This window comes from Xenococcus sp. PCC 7305 (genome assembly GCF_000332055.1).
Taxonomy (GTDB): Bacteria; Cyanobacteriota; Cyanobacteriia; order Cyanobacteriales; family Xenococcaceae; genus Xenococcus.
Genome location: NZ_ALVZ01000223.1, coordinates 1 through 26023, shown reverse-complemented (window position 1 = coordinate 26023; position 26023 = coordinate 1). Strand labels below are relative to the sequence as shown.

Below are 26023 nucleotides of genomic sequence, written 5' to 3'. Positions count from 1 at the left end.
TGTTCCGCATCAAATCTCAATTCTTTCCCCAGTGAGCTCATAGCTCGCAACAATTAACCCTGGAAAAAGTTTGGGGATAGCAGTTTTGGGATTACTATCTGCGTAGATATAAGCTTTAGTCTCAAGAATCTCTTTAGAGTTTCGATGACGGAACTTCACTGAATATTCGAGACGATATTTTTTATTCTTGGACTGGGCAAACATAGCTTGAATTAAGGGAAGAGTTCAGCAAAATGCGATCACATTTTGTCGAGGTAATGAGTATTCTAAAAAACCTGTATTATAAAATTTGGCTCTCCAGAAAAATTTTACCTCTAATTCCAACCGTAATCCTAAGCAAATATTTTATCGGTCACAAGAATTACAAAATAATTCATGAAAAAACGTAATTGGCATCATCCACCAGAAAAACTAACCTTATTGAACAATGAAATTCATCTTTGGCGAGCAGATTTGGATTTATCTAAAGTTCTGATAAAAAAGTTGGCCCATAGTTTATCAGAAGATGAAATAACCCGTGCTCATCGTTTTCGATTTCAAGAACATTGTGATCGCTTTATTGCAGGGAGAGGAATATTAAGACAACTTTTAGCCAATTACCTGCAAATTCCAAGTGATCGCGTAGTTTTTGAATATAGTGATCGAGGAAAGCCTCATCTAGCATCTTCGTTAAATCTAAATAATTTGCAGTTCAATATTTCCCATTCACAAAATTTAGCTCTTTATGCCTTTACCAACCAAAGAATAATTGGGGCAGATCTAGAATATATTAAAGATAACGTTGACCATTGCCAACTAGCAAAACGTTTCTTTACCAATCAAGAATTACAATTAATTAATAACTCTAAAGCTGAAAAGCAAAAGACAATATTTTTTCAGTTATGGACAGCAAAGGAAGCCTTTTTAAAAGCTACAGGAGATGGTCTAGCAGGATTAGCTTTGGATGCTGTAGAATTCACTTTAAACCAGAATGGCAATCTAAGTTTAGTTACTATCAAAAAAACTCACCACACAAGACCTCATTGGTTAATAGATAATTTTATTCCTCAAGACAACTTTGTTGCGACAATCGCTGTAAAAAATAATTTAAACATCTCTAATTCAATAGCTACAAAGTTTTTCGAATTTCACCTTAGCTCGTGATTTAATAATTCCTCACTTGCTGTTCTTTTTTCCTTAGTTTTACTGAGGTTATATTATATGCAACTATGCCAGACTCGGAAAAATAGTTTGAGCAATGTTCTCGATGGTTGATACAACTCCCAAGACGAAAACTCGCAAAAGGCAGCCAAAAATAGAAAACTTACAACAAGAAGTTATCGATTTATTAGCTGATATCTGCACCCTCGTCGGTGATACACAAACTAGCCTGGTTAATAACGAATCGCCGAGTAAGTATAGTCAATTCCAAGAGCAGTTCTCCGCGGCGAGTCACAATGTCTCTGAGCTACAGCTCAGAATGTCGATCGTAGCGCCGATGAAAGCAGGAAAATCAACCATCATTAATGCGATCGCGGGTCAAGAACTGCTGCCAAGTTGCGCTACGGCAATGACCACATTACCCACAGAAATTACCTTCAGTACCGATATTCAAGAACCAATCCTAACCATACCCAATACAGCAATTGAGATTTTCCAAGAAATTTACCAAGACACGAAACTTCAGCTCAATAAATTTGGCATTGAGTCTTTACAGGATAAACTAGCTCGTTATCCTCATTTAATGCATTTACTAGGAGAAGTCCGCAAAACCAAACAAATTCCTTTGGAGCCTAAAATTGTCGGACGTACCGCCATTAATAAGACCTTAAATCGCCTTAATCATCTGATTCGTCTTTATTCTGTCATCGAGCCTTTAAAAGATCCCTTGGGAAAATTTACCGAAATTCCCCAAATTACCACCCCATTTTTGGGTATTTCAGGAACTTCTCAAGCCAGAACATTAGGCAATTTAGTTATTGTCGATACCCCTGGCCCTAATGAGGCAGGAGAAAGCCTTAAACTAACCGCAGTAGTTGAAGAGCAATTGCGCCGTAGTTCGGTTATTTTAGTAGTGCTCGATTATACTCAACTCAATAACGAAGCTGCCGAAACTATTAAACGACAAATTAATCCGATTTTAGAATTAATTGGCAAAGATAATCTCTACGTAATTGTCAATAAAGTGGATCAGCGTCGTAAAGGAGACATGACAACAGAGCAAGTTAAAAACTTTGTCGCCGCAGATTTAGAATTAAGTCAGGATAATATTAGTGAGCGGGTTTTTGAAATCTCAGCAATTCGAGCTTTTGCCGCTACGCAGTTTCTGCTAGAAGTCCAGCAAAATCCCAAAATCAAACTCTTAGAGATTAAGTCTTTAGAAACCGTGGCCCAAGAAATTTTTGGTATTGATTGGGATGAAGAAATTGAAGATGTTACAGTAAAGTTTCTAGCGCAAAAAGCCCTTAAGTTATGGAAAAAATCGGGTTTTGCTCCTTTCTTAGAAAAAGCGATCGCATCTTTAATGGAAACAGCAGCTCCTCGTTGTTTACTATCGGCATTAAATCTCAGTCGCTATCGATTGCTAGAGCTCAAAGATGATATTAGTCTACGTAGTAATGCCATTACTCAAGATGCAGTCAAACTACAGGATGAAATAACAGCTTTAGAAAAGGATTTGGCCTATTTAGAATCCTGCCGTAATAACCTACAACAAATTGAAGAAATTAAAAATCGTCTCCAATATAATCTCGAAATTATTCTTGTCAGTCTCAAAAACCAAGCAACAATTACCCTAGAAGATTATTTCACGGCAGCGGAGTACCAAGAAGGAGATGCTATTAAAAAGGTTGATATGCAAGCTCGAAAATTATTATTAACCAACCTTGGTGATTTTGAACTATTTCCCAAATGGATTACCAAAAAACTCAAAGAAAATTTGGAAAATACCACTTCAGGAATCATCCCTTTTAAAACAGAGCAACAAGCAGAAGCCTTTACTCAGAAGACTCTTGTCTGGGCGAAAGCAAGATTTGAAAACCTGATGTTATCAACTCGCAAAGATATCGAAACCGAAATATCCCAGACAAATCACAATTTGATAGAACTGTTAACTAAAGAAACTCAACCCATCATCAAACGAGCCAAAGGAAGGCTGCAAGCTAACTTTGAAATATCCCTGGAGTTGCCAATTCCCGATCTTAATATCCAAGAAAGCCTAAATCTTGATAAGAATAGTTTGATCAAGAAAAATACCCATTTAATAGAGGGTGATTTTGACGAAAGAGTTGTCAAAAAAAGAGCTTGGTACTATTGGTTTGGAGTTGTACCTTTTTATACTACAGAAAGTTATCAAAAGCCCTATAAGAAGGAAAATTATTACACTGTTTCCCTAGAAGAAGTTGTCGCAACTATCAATGTCAGTAGTGATAATTTTGTGGAAAATATTAAAATCAAAATAGTCGAGCATTTTGAAGGGAATCTGAAAGATCAAGTAGAGCTGTTTTTTGGCAGACTAGATAATTATCTCAACGGGTACCTAGAAAATTTACAACAGGCCCAAGCAGACCATTTACTGTCTTTAGAGCAAAGAGAAGAGTTAATTCAGAACCTCAATAAATTGGAGCCAGAAACCAAGAGCTATTTACAAAAAACTGATGATTATCTTCAGCTCACAGGAAAGTTCTTATCTTAGACTTCTCGGAAGCAAACAGTAAAAGTGCTGCCTTCCCCAAGCTGGGAACGCACAGTGATTTTGCCGCCCATGCCTTCTACTAAAGTCTTGACGATAGATAATCCTAAACCTGTTCCTCCTGCACGATTACGAGCTTCATCAATGCGATAAAAACGTTCAAAAATACGAGGTTGTTGTTGCAGCGGAATACCCACTCCCCGATCGCATACGGCAATTACCGCATCATTATTTTTGGAGCAGAGTTTTACTGTTATATTTGTGCCTGGTTCAGAATATTTGACTGCATTGTCAATTAGGTTCAGTAACACTTGTTTGAGACGATTGAGATCGGCTTCGATCGCGATCGATTTATTAGGCGCTTCAACATTAATATGACGATCGCTATATTGTTGAGCCATCTCTGCCACATCGACTATGAGATCATTAAGTAAAATTTTTTCATTTTGGAAATGAATCGCCCCACTATCCGCTCTAGCTAGGTCTAGTAAATCTTTTAACAGTTGAACGGTGCGATCTGCCTCCGAAGATGCGGTGGTTAGGGCTTCTCGCTGGATATCAGTTAAATTACTTCCTCGACGTAAAGTACTTTGGAGATAGCCAGAAATGATTGTTAAAGGAGTACGTAATTCGTGGGAAACATTGCTGAGCAGTTGTCTTTGATGTTCCCAAGATTGAGCGAGTCTTTCTAGCATTTGCTCGAAGGTATCGGCCAATTCTCTGACTTCACTAGGTGCTTTTTCAAGGTGAATTTGAGCCTCATTTAGCTTATCAGCCGAAATATTAGAGGTGATCTGACTAATGCGCTTTAATGGCTTCATCGAACGATTGATATAAAAAGCAATCGTAATTGTCATTGTTGCGATCGCAATAAGAGTAGCAATAATCAGACTACGAATCAGATTCAAAAACATAATCTGATCACTAGTAATATCCTGCGCAATATAAAATTCCCCCAGAGTAACTCCATTTACGGTTAAAGGCGTAGCGCAAAGCAACCAATAATCACCTCGTAAATCTTGAACCTGAGGAATTGGCGGGACATTCTTTAAAGATAAAAGCTTGGTCGCGATCGCTTCATCTTCTAACTTATTCGACTTGGCACTAACAACATTATTGTTATCTTTGATCCAGAGTATTTTATTATCATTAGAAAGATTATCAATCGCCCTTTGTGCGCCTTCTTCTAGTGAAACCATATCGCTATAGATTTCTACATCATGGGGAAAGCGTTCAGCAATATAGACAATATTTTCCTTATGAGTAGATACTAGAATATGTTGCATTCGCACACTAGTCCAAACTGCTAACCCTCCCAAGCCAATAGCCGAAAATGCTGCAATACCAGAGGTAAGACGAACTTTAAGAGACGTGGGATCTAATTTAGAGGAGAGTAATTTCATTAAATATATTAATTAGCCTAAAAGAAAAAATTTTATCTTTAATCCCATTTTTGCTAACTATTCTGAAAAATTTCTGATAAAGTCCTGGGAATTAAATAAAGGATGAAGGATGAAGGATGAGGAAATTAATATTAAAAGATTGCTGTAAATAAGCATAAAATTAAAGCTTCGCTCCATTCGACGATCGCACCATAGGTATCTCCTGTCTGACCTTGAAGTTGATAATAAAAATAATATCCTGTGGCAATTGTGATCGCAGCACAACCGACCAAAACCACTAACCATTGCAACCAAAATTCAGGCTCTAAATATATTAAAATTCCCTGACAAACTAGCAAAGGTAAAGAACCGACTAAAATATCTTGGGGTAGTTGAATGTTTGACTTATGAAATGCACCTTTACCCTGTTCTCTTAAGTAGGGATAACAAGCGATCGCGAACAGCTGACCCCATCTACCCCAACTCATAACTAATGCCAAAACAAGCCATACATGATCAGTAATTTCACTAAGAGCAGCAGTTTTTAACAATAAAATAATAATCCCTGCTATCGCACCAAAAGCTCCAGTGGCACTATCTTTCATGACTTCTAAACTGCGATCTCGAAGAGATCCGCTTTGCGAGCCGCGATCGCCCACGCCCAAACCATCAGCCGTATCCATCACACCATCTAAATGTAAGCCACCAGTAAGGCCAACCCAGATCGCGACAATCATGGCACTACGAGTCAAATCAGGAATTTGACAATATTGGAAAAATATATCTCCTAGTCCCAATAAAAACCCTAGTAGCAGGCCAATAAAACTTGCCCAACGAGCGATACGTGACCAATCGACAGTCCAGCTCTGGGGTAAGGGAATGATAGAATAAAAGACTAGAGCACTGCAAAAAGAACGAACTACGTGTTTTTTCCCTTGCCAAAAATAAATCATAGTTTACATTTGAAGTAATTACTAGGTAGTTGAGACTCGTGCGCTCCTTTACGTCTAACGCCGATGTTGGATCGCTCGTCAAATTTCATAGATTCCCTGAGAATTATTGAGTTAATATTGTTTCATAGGCTACTTTAATTAATCAAATCGTGTGTCTTAGCGCGATTCAGTATTTCTATCCTTAAGTATCAAAATTGTACTTGCTATGAATCAGCACTCTCGACCCCAACAGATACCCGCACCTTGCATTGTTGATATTGGTACTGTTGTCAATAAAGATGACATTAAACGATTACTAAATGACTTATGCCGAGTTTATTATATTCACACACTTGATGACAAGGTACAAAGTGAAGGGCAAGGCTGTGTGATTGAGGTGTTCAATGATCCTAAACAGTCTACTCTAGTAGCTAATAATAATCTATATATCAACATTCAAAGTTTTGATTTTCTGCAACTTAGTAAATCTGAACAGGATCAAGCCTGTTTTAATCTAGTACAAGATAATCGCCAATTGCGATTGATTCCTATCTCAAGAACCCATCCAGAACGTGGTTTGGATAAAACCATCGATACGGCAACTATCGAAGCAATGATGACCGAAGTATTATCTGCCCATTTAGACGTACAATTTGACGATGATGAATTCTAAAGAGCAGATTAATCTATAGTGGGATTTTCGTTTCAACTTCAAGCTAATTGCAATCATTCTCAAGCTCGGGCGGGAGTTTTTTCTACTCCCCACGGCATAGTAGAAACGCCTCGTTTTATGCCAGTAGGAACTTTGGCCACGGTTAAAGGAATTACTCCTCGACAGTTGCAAGATGCCTCGGCACAAATGATTTTAGCCAATACTTATCATCTTCATCTTCAGCCAGGAGAAGATATTATTGCCGAGGCTGGGGGATTACATAGTTTTATGGCCTGGGATAAGCCAATCTTGACAGATTCTGGTGGTTTTCAAGTTTTTAGTCTGAGTGAGTTGAGAAAAATCAGTGAGGAAGGAGTTATATTTCGCTCCCCCCGAGATGGCAACATGATCGAAATTACTCCAGAACGCTCGATCCAAATTCAGAATGCTTTGGGTGCGGATGTGATTATGGCTTTTGATGAATGCCCTCCTAGTGATGCTAGTCAAGAAGAAGTGGCCGCAGCGACTGACAGAACGAATCGTTGGTTAAAAAGATGCATTGCTGCTCATGAGAATCCTAAGACTCAAGCATTGTTTGGGATTGTTCAAGGGGGAATTCATCTCGATTTGCGATCGCAAGCCGTAGAAGAGTTAACAGCCTTGGATTTGCCTGGCTATGCGATCGGAGGAGTCAGTGTGGGCGAAGCTCCAGAGTTAATTAATGCCACGGTACAACATACGGCACCGTTGTTGCCTGTCGATAAGCCTCGTTATCTTATGGGAGTCGGGACCTATCGGGAAATGGTACAGGCGATCGCTTCAGGTATTGATTTATTTGATTGTGTAATTCCCACCCGTTTTGGTCGTCATGGAACAGCATTAGTTCAGGGAAACAGAATTAATATTAAGAATGCCCAATATAAAAGAGATTATCAGCCCCTTGATGAAACTTGTCCTTGTTATGCTTGCACCAATTTCACCCGTGCCTATCTGAATCATTTAGTGCGATCGCAAGAGATGTTGGGTTATATTTTATTATCCCTGCATAATATAACCGAATTAATCCGCTTTACTCAGCAAATCCGCCAAGCCATCTTCAATGATACTTTTGTCAGCCAATTTTCCCATTGGATAGATGTTGATTGAGAACTTAACTAAAAACCTAAAACCTACAACCTAACCCCTAAAACCTAATTCAACGAAACGTTTCATGATAATATTGCTACTATCTTTAAAGAAAATTTAGGAAGGTATCTAGATTTATGGAAGCAGCAATGCTCTTAGCAAAATTGCCTGAAGCTTATCAAGCGTTCAGCCCTTTGATTGATGCATTACCATTAATCCCTCTGTTCTTTCTGCTACTTGCTTTCGTTTGGCAAGCTTCAGTGGGATTCAAATAGAGCTTTGGTATTGAAACAAAATCAAAACTATCTTAAAAACACTTACCAGTGATTTGCGATCGCTTACTCAGTAATATCATATTGATAATCGCTCATAGATCACTGGTATTTTGTAAGCAATTTTTCCAGTTAAAAATCTAAATTATCAATTATGGCTGTTTGGCCCTGAGAAGTTCGGCAAAGTTTTGTCTTTGTTCTAAAGTTAAAACCTCTCTTGTTTCCAACATAGTCTCTAACTGTAATTTCCCCAATTTTTGACGAATTTCTAATACTTCTTGATGTTTAATCCGAATTACTGTTGCTGATTCTGTACTAGACATCATATTCGTCAGTTCTTCTTTAATGACAGTTAGTTGTTTTTTTAGTTTAATAATTTTGGGATAATAAAAACGATGTATTTTTTCTATTTTTTCCTGTTGATTAACAGTCAAATTTAATTGCTGAAACAAAGTTATTTTCGAACCACCATGATCTATAGAATGATGGTTTTCGGCAATCAACCATGAAGAATATAATTCTCTGGACAAATTTTGAATTGGAAAACTAGCATTTGCAGAACAGGGAATTGTTTTAAAAAAGCTAAAAACAGTAATCAATAATGTAGCAATTCTCATTTAGGTGATGTACTAATATCTATGCTTGAAGAAACCGATAGTAAATAATTAATCATCGTTATTTTAATTTAAAATATTTCTAGAATACCTTTAGAATATTACTGAGAATGAGATAGAACTTGAGGAGATTTTTCAGTGTGGGAAAAGAACCAATCGGCTTCTTGTTCATTAGAAAAGAAAACAGTATGTTCATTAACTGTATTCTCCCAACTGTTAAGTAAAAATGCCTCAACCATGCCCTGATCAACTGCTATTTTCTGTGTCTGTTGACTCCAACGACTGCCACTCCAGAGTACTGCTAATCCCAGGACAATTGTTCCAGAAAAAGCTGTTATAAGCTTGAGGTGATTTTCCGGAGAATTCCTTTGAGATGTCTGATTGACTAACTCCATCAGATGACTTTCCAAATGGGAATTTTGCTTTGGTGGAAGAGGACGATGTTGATGCAAAAAAGCGATCAAGTCCTGTTCATCATCTTGAAAAAACTTTTTCATTTTTAGGATTTATCTTTCATTACTGGTTAATAAATAGAATAACTGATAACTTCCAAAGGCATCTTTTAAATGGATATTCCTTGTTGTTGGAGAAAATTTTTCAGGGTCTTTCTGGCATAGTATAGGCGAGACTTGACTGTACCTACAGGAACCTCAAGAATCTGAGCGATTTCCTGCTGAGGAATATCTTCCAAATCATGTAAAACTAAAACTACACGATGAGGTAAACTCAAATGCTCCAACCCCCTTTTGACTACATCTTGATAGTGTAACCTCATTAAATCTGATGTTTTATCAATGTGAGGCGAGATACCTTCTTGAGCGATCGCTTCTAGTTCCCAGGTTGATTTGGACTTAGCTGCATTACGAGCCAATTTTCTACGATAGTCAGTCGCGACATTCCAGCAGATGCGATAGAACCAGGTGGAAAAATATTTGGGAGTTCGGAGTTTGGGTAATCCTTTCCAAGCCCGGATAAAAACTTCTTGTACCAAATCATCAAGCATGAAGCCACCACAGAGTTGGTACAAGGTAGAACTAGCTTTTTGCCGATAAAGCTGATACAACGCGCGAAAACTCTCACTATCTCCTTGTTGGGAACGCAAGACTAAATCTAATTCATTCAATACAGTAGATTGGACTCTTTTTGAGGCAATGCGATCGCTAATTAGCACCTGACAAAGTTTTGCAAAGTATTTTGGTTATAGTTTTAGACGAGATACTGAAGATATTGGTTCAATATTTTTTAAGAAGCTGAGGAGAACTAGGGAATCTCATCTTGCGGAATGTGGGATATCTGCCGCCAAAAAACATTAGACGCTAGATTTTTGGGAATAACTTCTTACTTGAATCTAACACCTAATTTAAACAAGTATTTATTGAGTTCTAATACAATGTTAGAGCATCAAATAATTGCTGAGTTCTAATACAATGTTAGAGCATCAAATAATTGCTGAGTTCTAATAGCAGATACCTCAGAGTCTGCGATCGCTTCTGGTGCAAGAGTTCGTCCAGAATTAAGAAGAATGAAACTGAAATCTGCACCAAAGTTGGCAGCCACACCATGACAACCCATACAACCAGCTGAGGTAAAGCCTTGACCAGCATTGAAGGCGTTGAAGAACTGCCCAGTCTTAGAATCTCCAAATGCAGGGATCTGACCTGGTGGGGCATAATCGGTGATTAACCCTTGACTAATAAGCTTCTTCCCTTTTAGATAGAATTTACCACTAAAGAATTGCAAGTTATAGTCTGTTTCAACAACATCATTCGACAGATAGTAACCACCAGGATTTTCCCCTGTATAACGAACACCAGGAGCCTTAGTTAGAGGCTTGTATTGAACATTGATAAGTCTGTAGTTCAACCAAGGAGAGTTGTCTAAGTTATGTTCCAGGTTGTAATTTGCAATAGCATCATGAGCTAAAGCGTTAACTGCAATAACCTCCTCAGGAATTGGAATTTGACGCTTGTTAATCGTAATTGGGAATTGAGGTAGTAAAGATCCAGCAACATCTTCTTTAGTTTCTGGAGTATTGCGATAGTAGAGACTCTTATCTTTTATGTCATGAGTTGTCGAATATCCTGTGGGAGGATTTAGATAAGGATCAAAGACCTGTTGAACTGAAGCACTCTTAGCAGCCACTTCGTAAACAATTGTTTGATCCTTATTGGAGGGAATAGAACTAACTTCGACAATATTAGGAGATGTAGGGTCAGCTGATTGATTAGCAATAATTACCCCATTGGGATTTTCAACTGGACTACCATTATTAGTCACAATGTTATTGACTTGATCAAAAGTAGCGAAGGTGAAATAGGGTGCGCTCGGAGTTTTATGATTGATGTGCAATGCTGCCATACCCCAACCACTATTAGTCTGAACATAGCAAGTACTGCCATCATCCTCTTTCAGATAATAACGAACAGGAGCGGTGTAAAATTCGCTCTCCTCCCCGGAGTTCAACTGACGCCAAGCACTTTTGAGCTCGATGGTGCCATTGGGCAGACTAACGCAGGTGTCAGTATTGGAGCATGTCGAACTAGCTGAAGGAGGATATTTATGGTTGTCACCAATGAAATTTCTAGTTGCTGTCGCCACACCTTGAGGTACACCTGCGAGGTTCCAATAGGTTCCACCTCGATTTTTGGTTGCGTAATTATATTCAACATGGTTGGCTTTAGCGACATACAAAAACTGCTGTTTGGGATAGACACCTGCATCATTAGGTTTTGCACCAGGGTTGGGATTGACGATTCCCGCATACATGCTGGCTCGACCAATTTCATTAGTTTCATCTAGGTTAACCCAGGCAGGTTTTGCTGGAGTTGAACCTGAGCATGGAAGAACCTCACTAGAATATTCCCAATTGTAATCTGGAGCTATGTTGTAAGCGGTTGGCTTACCCAAATTAGAACGACCACTTCCTTTACCGGGATATATCTCCAACTTGCCTCGAAAGGTTTCCCAGACCAAGGGATTAGTATATTCATCACTAAAGGACTGACCAAATAACTTGTTAGTCGCAGCTTTATCGCGGGTGGTTGTTTGACCTGCAATATCATTTTGGTTTACAGCAGGCCAATTGAGAGCAATAAATTCCTGCCAAGCAAAAACAGCCGCATCTGCCAAGCTAGCATTGGGTGCTCCTCCAGGAATATCTTCAGGAATGTTACTGCTGATTGGGAACAAAGAATCAAAAAGGTAAACAGCAAAATCGCCGTAATCTAAGCTGACAAGAATGATGTCATGAGAACCTCTAGAAGCAGAACTACCATTATCGAAATGAATAGCTGAATCTCGATGTTCATCATCAAAAAATACATTTACGTTTCCCGGACTGCGATAATAAACAGGAATAGATATTCTTTTTGCGGCGTTCTTGATTAAAGCTTTAGAGACAGAGTGAGGAACAGGCAGCATCTGTTGGGTTCTTATATCAATCACCACATCATCATCCGCTGGGAAGTCAAAGTATTTTTGGGCATAGACGAGCTCTTGAGAGCTAACTTTAACTTCTTCATATCCACTTACAAAAGAAATTGGCACACCTATCTAAACATCTGCATAGGCAGGTGCTGGAAAGCTCGTAACTCCAAATATACAACTAACGAAAATTAGTAGGCTCGAAGAGAGTATTGCAACAGCTCTCTTTAATGGAAGCCAATTCATAAAGAAAAACTCCTTTAATTTGTATAGATACATTCTTAACGATAGGTATTCTTCTTTAGACTAAGAGAGAATATTAATATTACTTAACTTAATATAAACTTAATAAATGATGTGGTTCTACTTTAATAAAAAATAATAAATAAATATTCTCCAGAGTTTAGTCTAATTGTATTAGAGTAGTAATCAATAGATGTAAACTTATACATCCTGGATGTAGACATATTTTTTTGAAATAATAATTGGGATCTAAATGTTGTAAGCCAAAGGCCAAATAAATCACCAAAAATTAGTTTCAAGAATTAGAAAATTGAGAGTAATATTACCATCTGAATACATTTTTGTAATATTCATGCAGCCGAAAATGATGCTTGGGAAAGCTCAAACAAACTAAGTATTTGGTTAGCCGGAGACTCGACGAGGTGATTTTCCCTAGTCTGATTTTTGATAAATTCTTCCTTTCCAGTTTTCTCCTTGTCCTAACCAATGTTTCCTAGCAGAGTCGACCGTCATGAGAACATATAGAAATGCGATCACGGGGAGGGTGAAACACCACCAGGGAGAGAGTTGGTAAAGCTTTATTGTGGGGAAGTAAGCGATCGCCATAAGGAGCCAAATACCCATTCCGAAACATGCGATCGCAAAGCTCTGGTAAATTATACCTATAATTAGAGCGATCGGCGAACTCAAATATAATATAATCATTCCGATCACCGCAGTGATCAATAACCAAACAGAATAATCTAGTTGAGTATAGGCACTACGAGCTACCATGTCCCAAATACTCTTAAGATCATCATAGGGACGCAGACTAATATTGGTAGAGGTTAATCCCAACCAGATTTTGTAATTTTGGGCTTTGACTTTTTGAGCCAAACTACAATCATCAATAAGAGCATCTTTAATCGCAGCAATTCCCCCAATAGTTTCTAGGGTTTGGCGACGAATCAAAATACAACCCCCTGCTGCTGCTGCAATTGATTTTTGAGGGTTATTAACCCAATCAAAGGGATAGAGTTTCTCAAAGAAAAAGACAAAAGCTGGAATCAATAACTTTTCCCAGAAGGACTGACATCGCAGTAGCACCATTAGGGAAACCAAGTCTAATTGTTTAACTTCAGCAAAGCCCACCAACTTTTGTAAATTATGCTGGTCATGTTGAATATCACCATCAGTTAACAAAAAATAATCAGGTTTGATATTTTGAGCAGAAATATAATCAACTCCCTGGGCGATCGCCCATATTTTACCCTTCCAACCAGCAGGTAGATTTTTCCCTTTAGCTATATGTAATTTGTCAAGACAATTTAAGTTTTGAGTAGTTTCTTGGGCAACAGGAATGGTTTGGTCACTGCTTTGATCATCAACTAAAACAATATTGAATTCCCCTGGATAATTTTGCTTTAAAAGAGAACTAAGACTATCAGATATCACCTCCGCTTCATTTCTTGCTGGGACAATCGCCCAAACATTAGGATATTGCTGATTATAGGTATCTTGTTCGTTAGCAACTAAGGGGTAGCAAAGATCTAAATTAACCTGACCACGCCAAAACTGACCCCAAAACAATAAGAGGAACAACCAAATTAATAAGGACAAAGATAAAATTCCTATCACAACGAGAGATATCAATATGCAACTCCTTTTGTTTAATGACCTTAACAAGCGATAATTAGACCAGGATTAGTTTATGACATTTTGATCATGGTAAAGACAGACCAAAAAGCGACAGCCCAATTAGAAAAACCCACTACATTTGATCTTAATAGCTATTTAAAAGAGCAAAAAGCTTTAGTAGAAACCGCCCTAGATCAATCTCTTGCCATAGGAATACCAGAGAAAATCTATGAGTCGATGCGTTATTCCCTTTTAGCGGGAGGAAAGCGTCTTCGTCCCATCCTTTGTCTGGCTACTTGTCGATTAACAGGTGGTAGTACTGAAATGGCAATGCCAACAGCTTGTGCTTTGGAGATGATTCATACCATGTCCCTAATCCATGATGATTTACCAGCGATGGATAATGATGATTATCGTCGAGGAAAACTAACTAATCACAAAGTTTATGGTGAAGATGTTGCCATTTTAGCCGGGGATGGTCTACTGGCCTATGCTTTTGAATATGTCGCCAATAAAACTGACAATGTGGCTCCAGAAAATATCATTAAAGTGATTGCCCGTTTAGGGAATACAGTGGGGGCAGAAGGATTGGTTGGTGGTCAGGTATTAGATTTAGAATCGGAGGGAAAAACTGACATTACTGCTGAAACTTTGAGTTTTATTCACACTCATAAAACAGGAGCCTTATTGGAAACTTCTGTGGTTACTGGGGCTATCTTAGCTGGAGCGTCTGCTGAGGAGATTATCAAACTAACTAAATACTCCCAAAACATCGGTTTAGCATTTCAAATTATTGATGATATTTTAGATATTACTGCTACAGATGAGCAATTGGGCAAAACAGCAGGCAAGGATTTGGCAGCACAGAAGGCCACTTATCCCAGTTTATGGGGTTTAGAAAAATCTCAGGCTGAAGCTGAGAAACTGATTGCTGAGGCTCTGGATCAATTGGCATCCTATGGTGAAGCAGCAGAACCTTTAAGAGCGATCGCGAAGTTCATTGTTACTCGCAATCATTAAATTGTTCACTGAATAATTTAATTAATTCCTAATTAGGTACAATGGCGGTGCTTATTATTTGGCAATAGAGACTTTCGTTTATTATTCACAACTTAAAAGACTATGGAAGGGGTTTCAGGAATTTTCCACAATCAAATCTTGGTGGTTGCACTTCTTGCTTGCTTTACAGCTCAAGGATTGAAAGTCATTATTGAATTAATCAAAGATCGCAGCCTTAACTTTCGCTATCTAGTTAGTACTGGAGGAATGCCAAGTGCTCATTCTGCATTGGTGGGTGCTTTAGCTACAGGAATTGGTCAAACTATTGGTTGGTCATCTCCCGAATTTGCGATCGCTTGTCTTTTTGCTGTAATCGTAATGTACGACGCTGCAGGCGTTCGCCAAGCTGCGGGCAAACAAGCAAAAATACTCAATCAGATAACTGATGAGTTGTTTCAAAATGAGCATAATCTAAATGAAGAAAAATTAAAGGAGTTATTGGGACATACTCCCTTTCAAGTTGTCGTTGGTTTAGCTTTAGGAATTACTATCGCGATGCTTTCTTCTCGTATAATTTAGTTCGGAAAACATAACCATAAAAGCAAAGTAATCTTCACTATGACAAACCATAGAGAAAAGATAAGATAATATTGTGTTGCTAGTCCTAAGGAGGATAGATGACAGCTAACTCTTCAGATAAAATCAAATTGCTTTCGGCAGCTTCTCATGGTTCCATTTTCATCAGTGCTACAGTCATTGCAGTAGGGATTCCCATCGCAATTCTCATGATTTCCGATGATTATATAGTCAAGGAAAATGCTAGAGAAGCAATTAATTTCCATTTCAATGTTTGGTTGGGGGGGATTATTATTGGGGTTTTATCTTTTATAACCCTGGGCCTATTGGGGTTAATTTTGGCACCGATTTGGTTCATCTATACTTGGGTTTTGTCGATTTGGGCTATCATATTCTGCCTTAAAAATACGGAAAAGCCTTTCCGTTATCCTTTTGTTTTTCGCTTACTGTAGTTCAAATTGATGATTGAAGATCTTGGGGCAAAATGACTAAACAGAATGCCAAGTAGTACCTTCTTTGGTGTCAATAAGACTAATGCCTTGGTCTTTTAGTTCATCCCTAATGCGATCGCATTCTGCCCAATTTTTGGCTTTTTTGGCAGCGGCGCGTTGCTCAATCAATTGCTCAATCTCAGCATCAGTCAGACCATCATTAACTGTTTCTTCTTTTAATTCTGCTTTAAAACCTAAAACTGCTGACAACTCTATTAACGTATACCAGAGAGTGGCCAACTTTTGGGGATCTGTTGCCGTTTTTCTTTGATGGACTATGATATGACCTTCCTTTTGTAACTCCTTAGCCATTTCAAACAAGACTGCTAGACCCGCAGTAAAATTAAAATCATCGTTCACTGCATCCTTAAATCTTTGTCGAATCAATTCGCTTTCTTCAGATTTTGCAATAGTAGCAGAGTCAGTAAATCCTAAATCTTGACCAAAGCGATCGCCAAATAATAATCCTTCCCTGAGAGTTTCCCAACCATTAGTGGCAGCTGCGATCGCCTCATTGGTAAAATCAACGGGTTTGCGATAATGAGCTTGTAAAATAAACAACCGCATGGCCATCGCATCCACAGGTTTATCCAATAAATCCCGAATTGTGGTGAAGTTTCCCAGGGATTTCGACATTTTCTCCCCATCAACTTTCACCATTCCGTTATGCAACCAATAATTAGCCAAAGATTGACCTGTTGCAGCTTCGGATTGGGCAATTTCATTTTCGTGGTGAGGAAAGGTAAGATCACTGCCGCCAACATGAATATCGATGGTTTCTCCCAATCGCTCCCTAACCATAGCAGAGCATTCGATATGCCATCCAGGGCGACCCGCACCCCAAGGGGAATCCCAGGAAGGTTCACCTTCTTTGGCCGCTTTCCAAAGGGCAAAATCACAGGGATCTTGTTTTTTCTCCGCTTCAGGAGTGTCCACTCGACCGCTGGCTCCTGTTTGCATGTCTTCTAGTTTTCTACCTGAGAGCTTGCCATAATCGGAAAATTTTTTCACTGCATAGTAAACATCACCATCGGCCGGATAGGCAAATCCTTTGGCCTCAAGTTCTGCGACCAATCTTTTAATGCCATCTAGAGTATGAGTCGCGCGGGGATAGGCATCAGCTTGCCGAATTCCCATTCTTGACATGTCTTCAAAGTATGCTTGAATAAAACGCTCTGAAACATCTTCCATTGATGTTCCTTCTTTTTTCGCGCGATTTAGTATTTTATCGTCAATGTCAGTGAAGTTCTGAATATAGTTAACTTCATAGCCTAACCATTCGAAATAACTGCGTACTACATCCCAAACTAAACAGGTTCTAGCATGGCCTAAATGGCAATAATCATAGACTGTTATGCCACAGCAATACATCCGCACTTTGTTAGCTTCTAAAGCTTGAAAAGTTTCTTTTTGGCGAGTGAGGGTGTTATAAACTGTTAAAGTCATGATTTTAGGTCAGAAGTTTGATCGCAGCAAGCAATTAACAATTTAGGGAAGATAGGTGGACAAGTCAACATCTATACAGTTAACTAATTATCAGTAATCCGTTAGACATTGTGGGAAGACATAAAATCCAACAAGATTTGACGGTGAATATCGCCTAGAGGTCTTTCCATGTTCGGCTTATCGGAATAATGAAATCCGTGTTGAATATTCTCTACTGGAACCAAATCTAAATCCCATCCTTCATTCAGTTCCAGTTCATTGATATCAACAGTCAAAGGACTATAAAAAATATAGCGTTCTGCTTTGTGATCTGCGTAACATTTATAAAATTTTGGTTTTTCAATTACATAATTGATTTCTTCAATTAATTCCCTTTTAACTCCTACTTCAGGATTTTCTCCTGGGTCTAAATGTCCTCCAAAAAATCCCCACTGACCAGGGTAAAGAATACCTTCAATATCATCTCGTAATTGCATTAAAAATTTATTGTCTTGATAAAGAATTGCCATTGCTGCAACAGGAGGATTTCGAACCATAATTTTTTCTACTAGGAATTATCTAAACGTTCTATCTCAACTAAATATAATTCTTCCGTTTCTTGACTGATTAAAGATAAATTTTGAGATTTAATCTTACATTTAATAAATATATTTTGACCTACAGAGGGTAATTCTACTGCTGTAACTACCCAAATATTACCTGTATCATCCTGAATTTGATAAGCATTTTTTCCCAACAATGGTGCGACCTTAATTACTTTGCCCGTAACATATATTGTTGTACGTTTTTTTTTGTTTGCGATCGCAAGTCGCCTCGCTTCTAGTGATATTGTATTAATGGGAATTGTTTGGGTACTATTAACTATATTTAATGGATCTGGAAAACTACAACTTGTCAGACTAAAATTGAGACCAATTATGATTGCGAAATAAATAAGTTTATTTACCTTTGGCCCGCCAATTTTCTGATTAAGCAAAAACATACAGCAATCCTGAACAAATTGGGATAATTTATATTTCCCATTCTCCCCGAATTTTTACTTATTTAATATGCAGCATTTTATGGGTTTGGAGACTAATGCGCCATTGAGGATTATTGCGCACATAATTGAAGATAATTTCCTTACTTTTGGGTGTATTCCATTCTGGTTGTAAATATTTTAAAGTTTGGGTTGGTACTAAAGCTGACTGTTGCTCTGCCCATTTCAAATCATATTCACTAGTGATCACAACTTTAATTTCATTGGCATGTTTATAGATACTAGGATGGGGAGATTTAAATTGTTTGGGGGAAAAGGTTACCCAATCAAAACTACCAGTATATGGATAGGCGCCAGAAGTTTCTAGGTGAACTGCCATACCTAGTTCTTTAATAGCTGTGGTTAAGGGCAACAAATCATGCATTAAAGGTTCTCCACCTGTAACGATCACGATCTCGGTTTTGGTTTGTTGAGCTATCTTGGCTAAATCTGCCACATAATATTGGGGATGGCGTTCGGGATTCCAAGATTCTTTAGTATCGCACCAAGGACAGTGCACATCACAACCCCCAAGACGAATAAAAAAAGCATTGGCTCCAGTCCAATAACCTTCTCCTTGCACTGAATGAAAAGTTTCTACTATTGGGTAGTTTCTATTGTTTGTGGCGATCGCATTTTGTCCAGACATAATTGGGGTTTGAAAGAAGTGCTATAGTTACTGATGCTTCCTGGATTCTAGTTCAATTTTAGGAAATCTTTCAAACTAATAAAGATATTAATTTTCAAACTTGCGCGTTCCCTTGCGCCTTTCGGCGGCGCGGGTTCGCCCGTCAATTTTCAATTTTCAATTTTCAATTTTTAATTACAATGAGCGATCGCTTTATTTCCTTATTGGGCTTACTAGTTTTCATTGGTATTGGTTATTTGGGCTCAAACAATCGGCGAGCAGTGCGCTGGAATACAGTTCTTTGGGGCGTGGGTTTGCAGTTGCTTTTAGGAGTTATTATTCTCAAAACCCAATTTGGGTTAGCAGTTTTTCAGTTTTTGGGCAATCTTGTTAGTCAATTTCTAGATTTTTCTGATGCTGGGGCAAAATTAGTTTTTGGTGATGGTTTTACCGAACATTTTATTGCTTTTAAGATTTTACCGACGATTATCTTCTTTTCTGCTTTTATTTCTTTACTTTACTACTATAATATCTTGCCACGTATTGTTGCTGTGATGGGTTGGGGCATGATGCGTTTGATGAAAACTTCCGGGGCAGAATCTCTCAGTTGTGCGGCCAATATTTTTGTTGGTTCGACTGAATCACCCTTGATGATTAAACCCTATTTACCTGAGCTGACGCGATCGGAACTTCATGCAGTGATGACGGGGGGCTTTGCCACGATCGCAGGGGGAGTGATGGCGGCTTATATTTCCTTTGGTATCCCAGCTGAGCATTTGATCTCAGCTTCTGTGATGTCGGCACCTGCAGCTTTGGCAATTTCTAAACTATTTTATCCTGAGACCGAAAAGCCCCAAACTAGGGGAAAAGTGTTGACTCAAGTAGAACAAACAGCGACCAATGCGATCGATGCAATTACTACAGGGACTTTGGACGGGTTGAAGCTAGCTCTCAATGTAGGGGCAATGTTGATTGCTTTTCTAGGATTATTGGCTTTGGTAAATGCCATTTTGGGTTGGTTGGGATCGCAAGTTGGATTGCCTGCCCTTTCTTTAGAATGGATATTGTCTTATCTTATGTTTCCTGTTGCTTGGTTGATGGGCGTGCCGATCGCCGATTGTCAGGCAGTGGCAGTACTATTAGGCAAGAAGGTTATTATCAGTGAGTTTGTGGCCTATCTAGATCTCAAAGAGTTGATTGCCAGCTCTGCGATTTCTCTAAGAGCACAAGTTATCTCTACCTATGCGCTTTGTGGTTTTTCTAATATTGGTTCGATTGGGATTATTATTGGCGGCATCAGTGCGATCGCGCCTTCTCGTCAGTCGGATTTAGCTAGATTAGGAGTTCGAGCTTTGATTGCTGGCTCGATCGCTTGTTTTATGACTGCTTGTATCACAGGTATGTTGTTGTGATATTAAATCCAATCTAGAGCCAATTTTCTTTGGCGATCGCTATATGTTTTCTCTATTGATCTGGTTTACTCTTTTCCAAGATCAACTATTGATACATTTTATCGTGATGATTTCTTAAAAGCTTTAAAAATTCAGTATTATTATCTAGGTATAATTCCATAAAATGATTGTTGAACTACAAAAAGTTTCAGACAATTACTGAACTTGGAATGTGCCCAGAATATGAATCAGAACAAAAAGACAGTAGAAATATTGCGATCGCTTATTTCCAATAACATATGTCAATTTATCATCGGTTTATTCCTAGTAGTTTTGATGACAAGGGTTTCTGATGCAATAGAATTCTTATCTTTACAACTTTTTATTAAATCTGTTAGTTATATTATCTTTTTCTATTTGGGAACTCCTTTTTTAATCTATTGGTTGGCCTATGTCAGCGCGATGAAATTAACCAAAGTTAAACTTACTGTTACTATTTTGCTAGTGGCTATGTATAGCTATATATTTTGGGATTCTTATTTTTTCTACAAAGATACCCTAGGAAGATTATTTTTTAGTTAAATCTCGTTCACATTTAAAACTTGAGTTTAGACATGGAAATACAGATTGATTAAACCCTTTACTCCTCTATTGTTCAGTGTTCTCGTAAGCTTGTAGCCTACGCGGGGTCTGATCCCTGTTCCCTGTTTTCAATTTCCCATTCCGGATTACCTAAAGCTTGGATTTGCTTTACCTTACGAGTAGAAAGAATTGCTATAAATAGAATTCAAAGGTAAGAGGCTAATAGATGTCAATAAAAGTAGATGAGCAAAGCATGGTAAAGAGTGCCGGGGAAAAAGATCTAGCTATGGTTGAAACAACAGAGCGAGAATTTAGTTGCAAAACTAAGGGGCCGGATTTTTTAATTATTGGGACAAAAAAATCAGCTACCTCAGCAATTTATAGCTATATCAACGAACACCCACAAGTCATTCCCTGTGTGAGAAAAGAAATGCATTTTTTTTCCACTCATTATAGTAAGGGAATAGAATGGTATTTATCTCATTTTTATCCTATTAGAGAAAACATTCGTACTGGAAAGTCATATTTAACAGGAGAAGCTAGTCCTGGGTATTTGGGAAATGAGCAAGCCGCTAGGAGAATATTAAACCATTTTCCTAATGTAAAATTAATAGTATCGTTGAGAAATCCTATAGATAGAGCTGTTTCAGATTATTATCATCGAGCAAAAACGGCGAAGAATGAAAATTGCTCTTTGGAGGAGGCTTTAGATATTAATGATTTTACGCATTCGGGCAAATATTTAAACCGAGGAAAATATATTCATGGCATTAAATCATGGATGGAAGTTTTTCCGAACAAGCAACAATGGTTAATTATTAGATATGAAGATCTAATATCTGAACCAATAAAACTGAGAAAAAAAGTTTTCTCTTTTCTCAATATTCCTGACAAAACAAATATTGATTTTACTCAAAAAGTATATGCAAATAAGTATGATTATCCCAAGATTACAGTAGAAAAAAGAATGGAACTTAATGAATATTTCCACGAAAGCAATCAACAATTGGAAAAATTTCTAAATATGAGTTTTGATTGGAAATAGTGCCATTATGAGTAAGTAATGAGTAATGAGTAATAAGTAATAAGTAATAAGTAATAAGTAATAAGTAGTGAGTAATTAAGAAAATAATACCAAATCTTTTTGAGATACAACTTTCTCTTTAAACTGTTCCCTATTTCCTATTCCCTATTCCCTCAAGTGAAGATTTACTGTTTCTCACCAGTAAAAAAATATCATTAGACAATGGATTTTAAGACAGTGACTAAATTGTCAATTTCAGTTTCCAAGGTAAGGTAATGGACACAAGCTCTAATACAATAAGGATTGGCTAGGGTTCTGAGCATAAAGCCTTGTTTTTCAAGATTTCTGACTACCCGATCGCTGTCTTGATTTTCAATATAGAAAGAGACTAAACCGGCCTCTGGTGGTGAATCTTTTAAACAAATGAGACCGTCAATTGCTTGTAATTGTGACCATAAATATTTGCTCAATTGGCAAATTTTTTGATATCTTGCGATCGCATCACCCCATTGTTGATGAATAGCGATCGCGGCTCTTAAGCCCTCGTAGTCAGGAAAAGAAGAAGTAGCCACTTCAAACTTTTTACCATTAGTTTTCCAAGCTTGAGGACGCCCTTGGGTATCGGTGTCAATGCTGCGCCAACCAATAAAAGTTGGGTTAAGTGTGGCAAAGGCATTTTCACTAATATATAATCCCCCAACTCCCGCAGGGCCACATAGCCATTTATGACCTGTAAAAGCATAGTAATCGACTTGAGATTCCGGTAAATCTAGCGGCAGAGAGCCAACGGATTGAGCCGCATCGACTAAAACTTGAATTTGCTGTTTACTCTGGCTGTAACTATGGCAAGCAGTGACTATTTCGGTGAGGGGTAAAACTTGTCCTGTATTCCAAAGTAAATGGGAGAGGACAACTAAACGAGTCTGCGGTGTTAAATATTCCTTAATTACTTCGGTGGGATTTCCCCGATTAAGAGTTGCGAGAATGGGGCAAACTTCGACTTTTAGCTGGAAACGGCGGGCAATTTCTTCAATTGTCGCGATAATACCCTGATGTTCGCAGTCAGTTAGTAAAATACTGTCTCCTGGTTGCCAATCTATCCCCCAAAGAGCAATATTACAGCCAGCAGTAACATTTTCTGTCAAAGTAATCCTATCAGCAGTGGTCGCTAATTCGTCTGCGATCGCATTGCGAGTTAAGGCAACTTGTTTTTGAATCCAATTATTAACTTCTATGGAAAAAGGGCCAGCCTTTTGCATATATTTATGAGCTTCGATAATGGCATCTAATGAGCCATTGGGCATAGTTCCTTGTCCACCAAAGTTAAAATAGGTTTTATTCAGTAAACCTGGAAATTGCTGGCGTTGTTCCTCTATAGTTATTCTTAAGGGATCAGTCATAGTCAGTTAACAGCTAACAGTTAACAGTAAACAGTACTTACTTATAGTATGTTAAAACTCAACTAAACTTTCTCTGCACCAATTCCTCATCCTTCATCCCTCATCCCTTCCCTGATGTTGTTAACTGACGAACTATTACTCAATTACAAGCGTTGTCGCCGTCGTACCTTCCTCGAAGTATATGGATCTCATCAAGATCGAGAACCGACCAAAGAATTTCTCCTCAAACTCAAACGGGAAAACAAACATCATGTAGCTACAGTCCTCAAGGAGCGATCGCTAGTTTATCAGCAGCCAGAAGCTAGTAAAAAAGATTGGTTACTGCGATCGCAACAGACTTTGGAGTTGATGAGTCAAGGAGTTGAATGTATTTATCGGGGCAGACTACATATTAAGTTATCAGATTGGCAATCTAGCTTAGTTGATTCGGAAAACTCAATTATCAATGAGATGATTCTTCCCATCGCTTCAGAAGATGTAACCTTAATTGCCGACCCGACTTTGTTAATTAAGCAACCAGGAAAGTCTATTTTTGGGGATTGGACCTATCTTCCTCTCAATATTAAATTAGGTCGTCGTCCCAAGCCAGAATATAAGTTAATAGCTGCCTATCATGCCCAAATAATTGCAGCAATTACGGGGGAATTACCCGATACATCAACCTTAATTCTGCGCCAGCAAAATGATTATCAAATTAATTTAGAATATTGGCTGCCCAGGATGTACGACATTGTTAATGATTGCATTGAGATGTTGGTTCATCGCCAAACTCCAGAAGTCTTTATTTCCCGACAGCGATGCAGTTTATGTCATTGGCATAGTTTTTGTCATGAGCATGCCAAATCCCAGAAGCATTTGTCTTTAGTTCCTGGTATTACTCCCAAACGTTACGAATCTCTCTTGTCTATGGGTTTGGATAGTTTAGATGCGATCGCAAAGGCTAATCCTAGTCAAATGGCAGAAAAAATTGGCAAGGAGGTCACGAGTCAACTGCAACAACAAGTTCGTTCTCTTTTGCTGGAAACTCCTTTGATTAGAAGTAGCTATAATCTCCAAAATAACCGTCATCTGCCAACCCATGCGATCGAGTTTTATTTTGATATTGAAGCTGAACCCGATCGCAATCTAGATTATCTTTTGGGAATTTTGGCGGTGGATCGAGTGAATAATACGGAGGAGTTTTATCCTTTTTTAGCGGAAACTGTTGACCAAGAAGCCAAGATTTGGCAGGAGTTTTTAGAGTTTGTGATGGCCCATCCCAATGTGCCTATTTTCCATTTTTCTGATTACGAAGTAGATACGATCAAAAGACTTGCTGCTTTATATAATACGCCCTACAGAGAAACTAAAGCTTTACTAAATCGTTGTGTAGATATTCATCATTGGGTGACTACTACTGTGGTTTTGCCGGTGGAAAGTTATTCCTTGAAGTCTTTGGCCAATTGGCTTGGTTTCTCTTGGCGGGAGGCCAAAGCTGGTGGTGATCAATGTGTTTGTTGGTATGACGACTGGTTGCGATCGCAAGATAGTTCTTTGTTGGATGCGATTCTGAGTTACAACGAGGATGATTGTTATGCGACTTATTATTTAAAATATTGGCTGGAGAATTTTTTAGCAGAGTCTCAGAAATATCAAGTTTTATAAAAGATTTTATTAATCTCACTTATGTGCAATCGCTTATGTTTGGCTAATGTTGCTTTTAGTAAATAAGGATTGACAATGGCGATCGCCGAGTGGTAGGCTAATTTTAATTCTTCATAATGGAAGTGGTGACTCTCATAAATAAACGTCAATATCTCCACTATGAAAATAATAATATCACAGGTTAAAACTAATTCCAAGACCCTCCCAGAATTAATTTTTTTCGTTAATAAATGTTAAAATAATATAGTTTGAAAGCAATTAAATTTCGCTTTAGCAAAGATTTTTTTGTAGAGCTTCTGATTAAGATACACGACTTGGCAATTTTATGGTCTAGTCAGGATTGGTGTTAGGTTTTAGGTAGTAGGTTTTAGGTTAAAAAAGTAATATTTTGATTTAGATTGGAGAATATCTTAGATATGAAGAATTTTTCTCTCTATCATTGCTGAATTTATCGTTTTTTGGTATTTACCTAATATCTAACACCAAACACCTAAAACCTTTGACTTCTCAATTAACTTAATTTTGCCAAGTCGTGTAAGATAATTCTTCTAGTGCTTGTTGCGCAAACTCTCTAACTTGTTCATCGGGGTCATTTTCGGAGCGCTCTACTAATAAAGCTTTTGTCTGAGGATGATTAGGAAAATATTGAATAATTCCTTCTAAAGCAGTTTGGCGAGGGTTAGTTTCCCAGTCATGTTCACGAACAAAAACATCTTTAACTGCACAGTTTGCCAGAAATTCAAACATTTCAGGATGCTCTCTCCAACCCTTGGCTAATTCGGAGACAGCGGTACTTCTGACATACTTATTATCATCAGATTGGGCGTGTTGTTGGAGGATGGGTAAGGTATCAGGATGCTCTCTCCAACCCTTGGCTAATTCGGAGACAGCGGT

At 38.2% G+C, this 26023-nt stretch carries 26 protein-coding genes; 12 read left to right on the top strand and 14 right to left on the bottom strand.

What is annotated here, in order from left to right; genetic code table 11:
- Positions 1-9 precede the first annotated feature (9 nt).
- Positions 10-204, bottom strand: a complete 195-nt coding sequence (locus XEN7305_RS21035) for a hypothetical protein (RefSeq protein WP_006511536.1) — start codon at positions 202-204, stop codon at positions 10-12.
- A gap of 171 nt (positions 205-375) precedes the next feature.
- Here XEN7305_RS21035 and XEN7305_RS21030 point away from each other — a divergent pair, with 171 nt between their 5' ends.
- Together XEN7305_RS21030 and XEN7305_RS21025 are read left to right on the top strand one after the other, a co-directional pair.
- The gene (locus tag XEN7305_RS21030) at positions 376-1143 is read left to right on the top strand and encodes a 4'-phosphopantetheinyl transferase superfamily protein (RefSeq protein WP_006511535.1); all 768 of its coding nucleotides are present in this window, start codon (positions 376-378) and stop codon (positions 1141-1143) included.
- A gap of 103 nt (positions 1144-1246) precedes the next feature.
- Positions 1247-3673, top strand: coding sequence for a dynamin family protein (locus XEN7305_RS21025; protein ID WP_006511534.1), 2427 nt, complete (start codon positions 1247-1249; stop codon positions 3671-3673).
- Here XEN7305_RS21025 and XEN7305_RS21020 read toward each other — a convergent pair.
- Both XEN7305_RS21020 and cobS read right to left on the bottom strand, forming a co-directional pair.
- A complete protein-coding gene (locus XEN7305_RS21020) occupies positions 3670-5073 on the bottom strand; it encodes a cell wall metabolism sensor histidine kinase WalK (protein ID WP_006511533.1) in 1404 nt (467 codons plus the stop codon). The two genes, XEN7305_RS21025 and XEN7305_RS21020, sit on opposite strands and share 4 nt — an antisense overlap.
- Positions 5074-5204: 131 nt before the next feature.
- Positions 5205-6005, bottom strand: a complete 801-nt coding sequence (gene cobS, locus XEN7305_RS21015) for an adenosylcobinamide-GDP ribazoletransferase (protein ID WP_006511532.1) — start codon at positions 6003-6005, stop codon at positions 5205-5207.
- A 205-nt stretch (positions 6006-6210) separates the two neighbouring features.
- Here cobS and XEN7305_RS21010 point away from each other — a divergent pair, with 205 nt between their 5' ends.
- From XEN7305_RS21010 to XEN7305_RS21000, 3 genes are all read left to right on the top strand, one after another.
- A complete protein-coding gene (locus tag XEN7305_RS21010) occupies positions 6211-6657 on the top strand; it encodes a hypothetical protein (protein ID WP_006511531.1) in 447 nt (148 codons plus the stop codon).
- Positions 6658-6675: 18 nt separating this feature from the next.
- Positions 6676-7782 (top strand): tRNA guanosine(34) transglycosylase Tgt, encoded by a 1107-nt coding sequence (tgt, locus tag XEN7305_RS21005; RefSeq protein ID WP_006511530.1) that lies wholly within the window; start codon positions 6676-6678, stop codon positions 7780-7782.
- 116 nt (positions 7783-7898) lie between these two features.
- Positions 7899-8036: a photosystem II reaction center protein K gene (locus tag XEN7305_RS21000; RefSeq protein WP_006511529.1), complete on the top strand. Its 138-nt coding sequence runs from the start codon at positions 7899-7901 to the stop codon at positions 8034-8036.
- 149 nt (positions 8037-8185) lie between these two features.
- Here the strand turns inward: XEN7305_RS21000 and XEN7305_RS26985 are convergent, their stop codons facing one another.
- The 5 genes from XEN7305_RS26985 to XEN7305_RS20975 all read right to left on the bottom strand — a co-directional run bounded on the left by XEN7305_RS26985 (position 8186) and on the right by XEN7305_RS20975 (position 13912).
- Positions 8186-8650 carry a Spy/CpxP family protein refolding chaperone gene (locus XEN7305_RS26985; protein ID WP_006511528.1) on the bottom strand — a complete coding sequence of 155 codons (465 nt, stop codon included), beginning with the start codon at positions 8648-8650 and terminating at the stop codon, positions 8186-8188.
- Positions 8651-8748: 98 nt separating this feature from the next.
- Positions 8749-9144: a hypothetical protein gene (locus XEN7305_RS20990; protein WP_006511527.1), complete on the bottom strand. Its 396-nt coding sequence runs from the start codon at positions 9142-9144 to the stop codon at positions 8749-8751.
- Positions 9145-9209: 65 nt separating this feature from the next.
- Entirely contained in the window at positions 9210-9818 is a 609-nt protein-coding gene (locus XEN7305_RS20985) for a sigma-70 family RNA polymerase sigma factor (protein WP_006511526.1), read from the bottom strand.
- Between the two features lie 248 nt (positions 9819-10066).
- On the bottom strand, positions 10067-12193 hold the full coding sequence (locus XEN7305_RS20980) for a hypothetical protein (protein ID WP_006511525.1): 2127 nt from the start codon (positions 12191-12193) through the stop codon (positions 10067-10069).
- A 552-nt stretch (positions 12194-12745) separates the two neighbouring features.
- Positions 12746-13912 carry a glycosyltransferase gene (locus tag XEN7305_RS20975; protein WP_238569015.1) on the bottom strand — a complete coding sequence of 389 codons (1167 nt, stop codon included), beginning with the start codon at positions 13910-13912 and terminating at the stop codon, positions 12746-12748.
- A 105-nt stretch (positions 13913-14017) separates the two neighbouring features.
- Between XEN7305_RS20975 and crtE the strand changes: the two genes are divergently transcribed.
- From crtE to XEN7305_RS20960, 3 genes are all read left to right on the top strand, one after another.
- Positions 14018-14950, top strand: a complete 933-nt coding sequence (gene crtE / locus XEN7305_RS20970; protein ID WP_006511523.1) for a geranylgeranyl diphosphate synthase CrtE — start codon at positions 14018-14020, stop codon at positions 14948-14950.
- A gap of 102 nt (positions 14951-15052) precedes the next feature.
- Entirely contained in the window at positions 15053-15508 is a 456-nt protein-coding gene (locus XEN7305_RS20965; RefSeq protein ID WP_006511522.1) for a divergent PAP2 family protein, read from the top strand.
- 98 nt (positions 15509-15606) lie between these two features.
- Complete coding sequence (locus tag XEN7305_RS20960; RefSeq protein WP_006511521.1) at positions 15607-15957, top strand: DUF4870 domain-containing protein; 351 nt, start codon at positions 15607-15609, stop codon at positions 15955-15957.
- 36 nt (positions 15958-15993) lie between these two features.
- On the opposite strand, the gene cysS is transcribed toward XEN7305_RS20960, so the two are convergent.
- The 4 genes from cysS to XEN7305_RS20940 all read right to left on the bottom strand — a co-directional run bounded on the left by cysS (position 15994) and on the right by XEN7305_RS20940 (position 19109).
- Positions 15994-17442, bottom strand: a complete 1449-nt coding sequence (gene cysS, locus XEN7305_RS20955) for a cysteine--tRNA ligase (RefSeq protein WP_006511520.1) — start codon at positions 17440-17442, stop codon at positions 15994-15996.
- A gap of 101 nt (positions 17443-17543) precedes the next feature.
- Complete coding sequence (locus XEN7305_RS20950) at positions 17544-17978, bottom strand: NUDIX domain-containing protein (RefSeq protein WP_006511519.1); 435 nt, start codon at positions 17976-17978, stop codon at positions 17544-17546.
- 11 nt (positions 17979-17989) lie between these two features.
- A complete protein-coding gene (locus tag XEN7305_RS20945; protein WP_006511518.1) occupies positions 17990-18424 on the bottom strand; it encodes a hypothetical protein in 435 nt (144 codons plus the stop codon).
- 58 nt (positions 18425-18482) lie between these two features.
- The gene (locus XEN7305_RS20940; protein WP_006511517.1) at positions 18483-19109 is read right to left on the bottom strand and encodes a 7-carboxy-7-deazaguanine synthase QueE; all 627 of its coding nucleotides are present in this window, start codon (positions 19107-19109) and stop codon (positions 18483-18485) included.
- 179 nt (positions 19110-19288) lie between these two features.
- On the opposite strand from XEN7305_RS20940, the gene XEN7305_RS20935 reads away from it, so the two are divergent.
- The 3 genes from XEN7305_RS20935 (at position 19289) to XEN7305_RS20925 (ending at position 22106) form a co-directional block, all read left to right on the top strand.
- Positions 19289-20500: a NupC/NupG family nucleoside CNT transporter gene (locus tag XEN7305_RS20935; protein ID WP_006511516.1), complete on the top strand. Its 1212-nt coding sequence runs from the start codon at positions 19289-19291 to the stop codon at positions 20498-20500.
- A gap of 222 nt (positions 20501-20722) precedes the next feature.
- The gene (locus XEN7305_RS20930) at positions 20723-21061 is read left to right on the top strand and encodes a hypothetical protein (protein WP_144053338.1); all 339 of its coding nucleotides are present in this window, start codon (positions 20723-20725) and stop codon (positions 21059-21061) included.
- A 226-nt stretch (positions 21062-21287) separates the two neighbouring features.
- On the top strand, positions 21288-22106 hold the full coding sequence (locus XEN7305_RS20925; RefSeq protein WP_006511514.1) for a sulfotransferase domain-containing protein: 819 nt from the start codon (positions 21288-21290) through the stop codon (positions 22104-22106).
- Between the two features lie 194 nt (positions 22107-22300).
- Here XEN7305_RS20925 and XEN7305_RS20920 read toward each other — a convergent pair whose 3' ends face one another.
- Positions 22301-23485: an aminotransferase class V-fold PLP-dependent enzyme gene (locus tag XEN7305_RS20920; RefSeq protein ID WP_006511513.1), complete on the bottom strand. Its 1185-nt coding sequence runs from the start codon at positions 23483-23485 to the stop codon at positions 22301-22303.
- A gap of 114 nt (positions 23486-23599) precedes the next feature.
- Between XEN7305_RS20920 and XEN7305_RS20915 the strand changes: the two genes are divergently transcribed.
- Entirely contained in the window at positions 23600-25129 is a 1530-nt protein-coding gene (locus tag XEN7305_RS20915; RefSeq protein WP_006511512.1) for a TM0106 family RecB-like putative nuclease, read from the top strand.
- 516 nt (positions 25130-25645) lie between these two features.
- Here the strand turns inward: XEN7305_RS20915 and XEN7305_RS29155 are convergent.
- The coding region (locus XEN7305_RS29155) for a HEAT repeat domain-containing protein (protein WP_006511511.1) at positions 25646-26023 on the bottom strand (378 nt) is incomplete at its 5' end.

What these genes read in the sequence shown, in the direction of transcription:
- XEN7305_RS20960 (WP_006511521.1), top strand. Translation starts at nt 15,607, where the DNA reads ATGACAGCTAACTCTTCAGATAAAATCAAATTGCTTTCGGCAGCTTCT.
- XEN7305_RS20930 (WP_144053338.1), top strand. Translation starts at nt 20,723, where the DNA reads ATGAATCAGAACAAAAAGACAGTAGAAATATTGCGATCGCTTATTTCC.
- XEN7305_RS20965 (WP_006511522.1), top strand. Translation starts at nt 15,053, where the DNA reads ATGGAAGGGGTTTCAGGAATTTTCCACAATCAAATCTTGGTGGTTGCA.
- crtE (WP_006511523.1), top strand. Translation starts at nt 14,018, where the DNA reads ATGGTAAAGACAGACCAAAAAGCGACAGCCCAATTAGAAAAACCCACT.
- XEN7305_RS20990 (WP_006511527.1), bottom strand. Translation starts at nt 9,144, where the DNA reads ATGAAAAAGTTTTTTCAAGATGATGAACAGGACTTGATCGCTTTTTTG.
- XEN7305_RS20920 (WP_006511513.1), bottom strand. Translation starts at nt 23,485, where the DNA reads ATGACTGATCCCTTAAGAATAACTATAGAGGAACAACGCCAGCAATTT.
- XEN7305_RS20945 (WP_006511518.1), bottom strand. Translation starts at nt 18,424, where the DNA reads ATGTTTTTGCTTAATCAGAAAATTGGCGGGCCAAAGGTAAATAAACTT.
- XEN7305_RS21035 (WP_006511536.1), bottom strand. Translation starts at nt 204, where the DNA reads ATGTTTGCCCAGTCCAAGAATAAAAAATATCGTCTCGAATATTCAGTG.
- XEN7305_RS21025 (WP_006511534.1), top strand. Translation starts at nt 1,247, where the DNA reads ATGGTTGATACAACTCCCAAGACGAAAACTCGCAAAAGGCAGCCAAAA.
- XEN7305_RS21020 (WP_006511533.1), bottom strand. Translation starts at nt 5,073, where the DNA reads ATGAAATTACTCTCCTCTAAATTAGATCCCACGTCTCTTAAAGTTCGT.
- cobS (WP_006511532.1), bottom strand. Translation starts at nt 6,005, where the DNA reads ATGATTTATTTTTGGCAAGGGAAAAAACACGTAGTTCGTTCTTTTTGC.
- XEN7305_RS20925 (WP_006511514.1), top strand. Translation starts at nt 21,288, where the DNA reads ATGTCAATAAAAGTAGATGAGCAAAGCATGGTAAAGAGTGCCGGGGAA.
- XEN7305_RS20915 (WP_006511512.1), top strand. Translation starts at nt 23,600, where the DNA reads ATGTTGTTAACTGACGAACTATTACTCAATTACAAGCGTTGTCGCCGT.
- XEN7305_RS20935 (WP_006511516.1), top strand. Translation starts at nt 19,289, where the DNA reads ATGAGCGATCGCTTTATTTCCTTATTGGGCTTACTAGTTTTCATTGGT.
- XEN7305_RS26985 (WP_006511528.1), bottom strand. Translation starts at nt 8,650, where the DNA reads ATGAGAATTGCTACATTATTGATTACTGTTTTTAGCTTTTTTAAAACA.
- XEN7305_RS20950 (WP_006511519.1), bottom strand. Translation starts at nt 17,978, where the DNA reads ATGGTTCGAAATCCTCCTGTTGCAGCAATGGCAATTCTTTATCAAGAC.
- XEN7305_RS20940 (WP_006511517.1), bottom strand. Translation starts at nt 19,109, where the DNA reads ATGTCTGGACAAAATGCGATCGCCACAAACAATAGAAACTACCCAATA.
- XEN7305_RS21000 (WP_006511529.1), top strand. Translation starts at nt 7,899, where the DNA reads ATGGAAGCAGCAATGCTCTTAGCAAAATTGCCTGAAGCTTATCAAGCG.
- cysS (WP_006511520.1), bottom strand. Translation starts at nt 17,442, where the DNA reads ATGACTTTAACAGTTTATAACACCCTCACTCGCCAAAAAGAAACTTTT.
- XEN7305_RS21010 (WP_006511531.1), top strand. Translation starts at nt 6,211, where the DNA reads ATGAATCAGCACTCTCGACCCCAACAGATACCCGCACCTTGCATTGTT.
- XEN7305_RS21030 (WP_006511535.1), top strand. Translation starts at nt 376, where the DNA reads ATGAAAAAACGTAATTGGCATCATCCACCAGAAAAACTAACCTTATTG.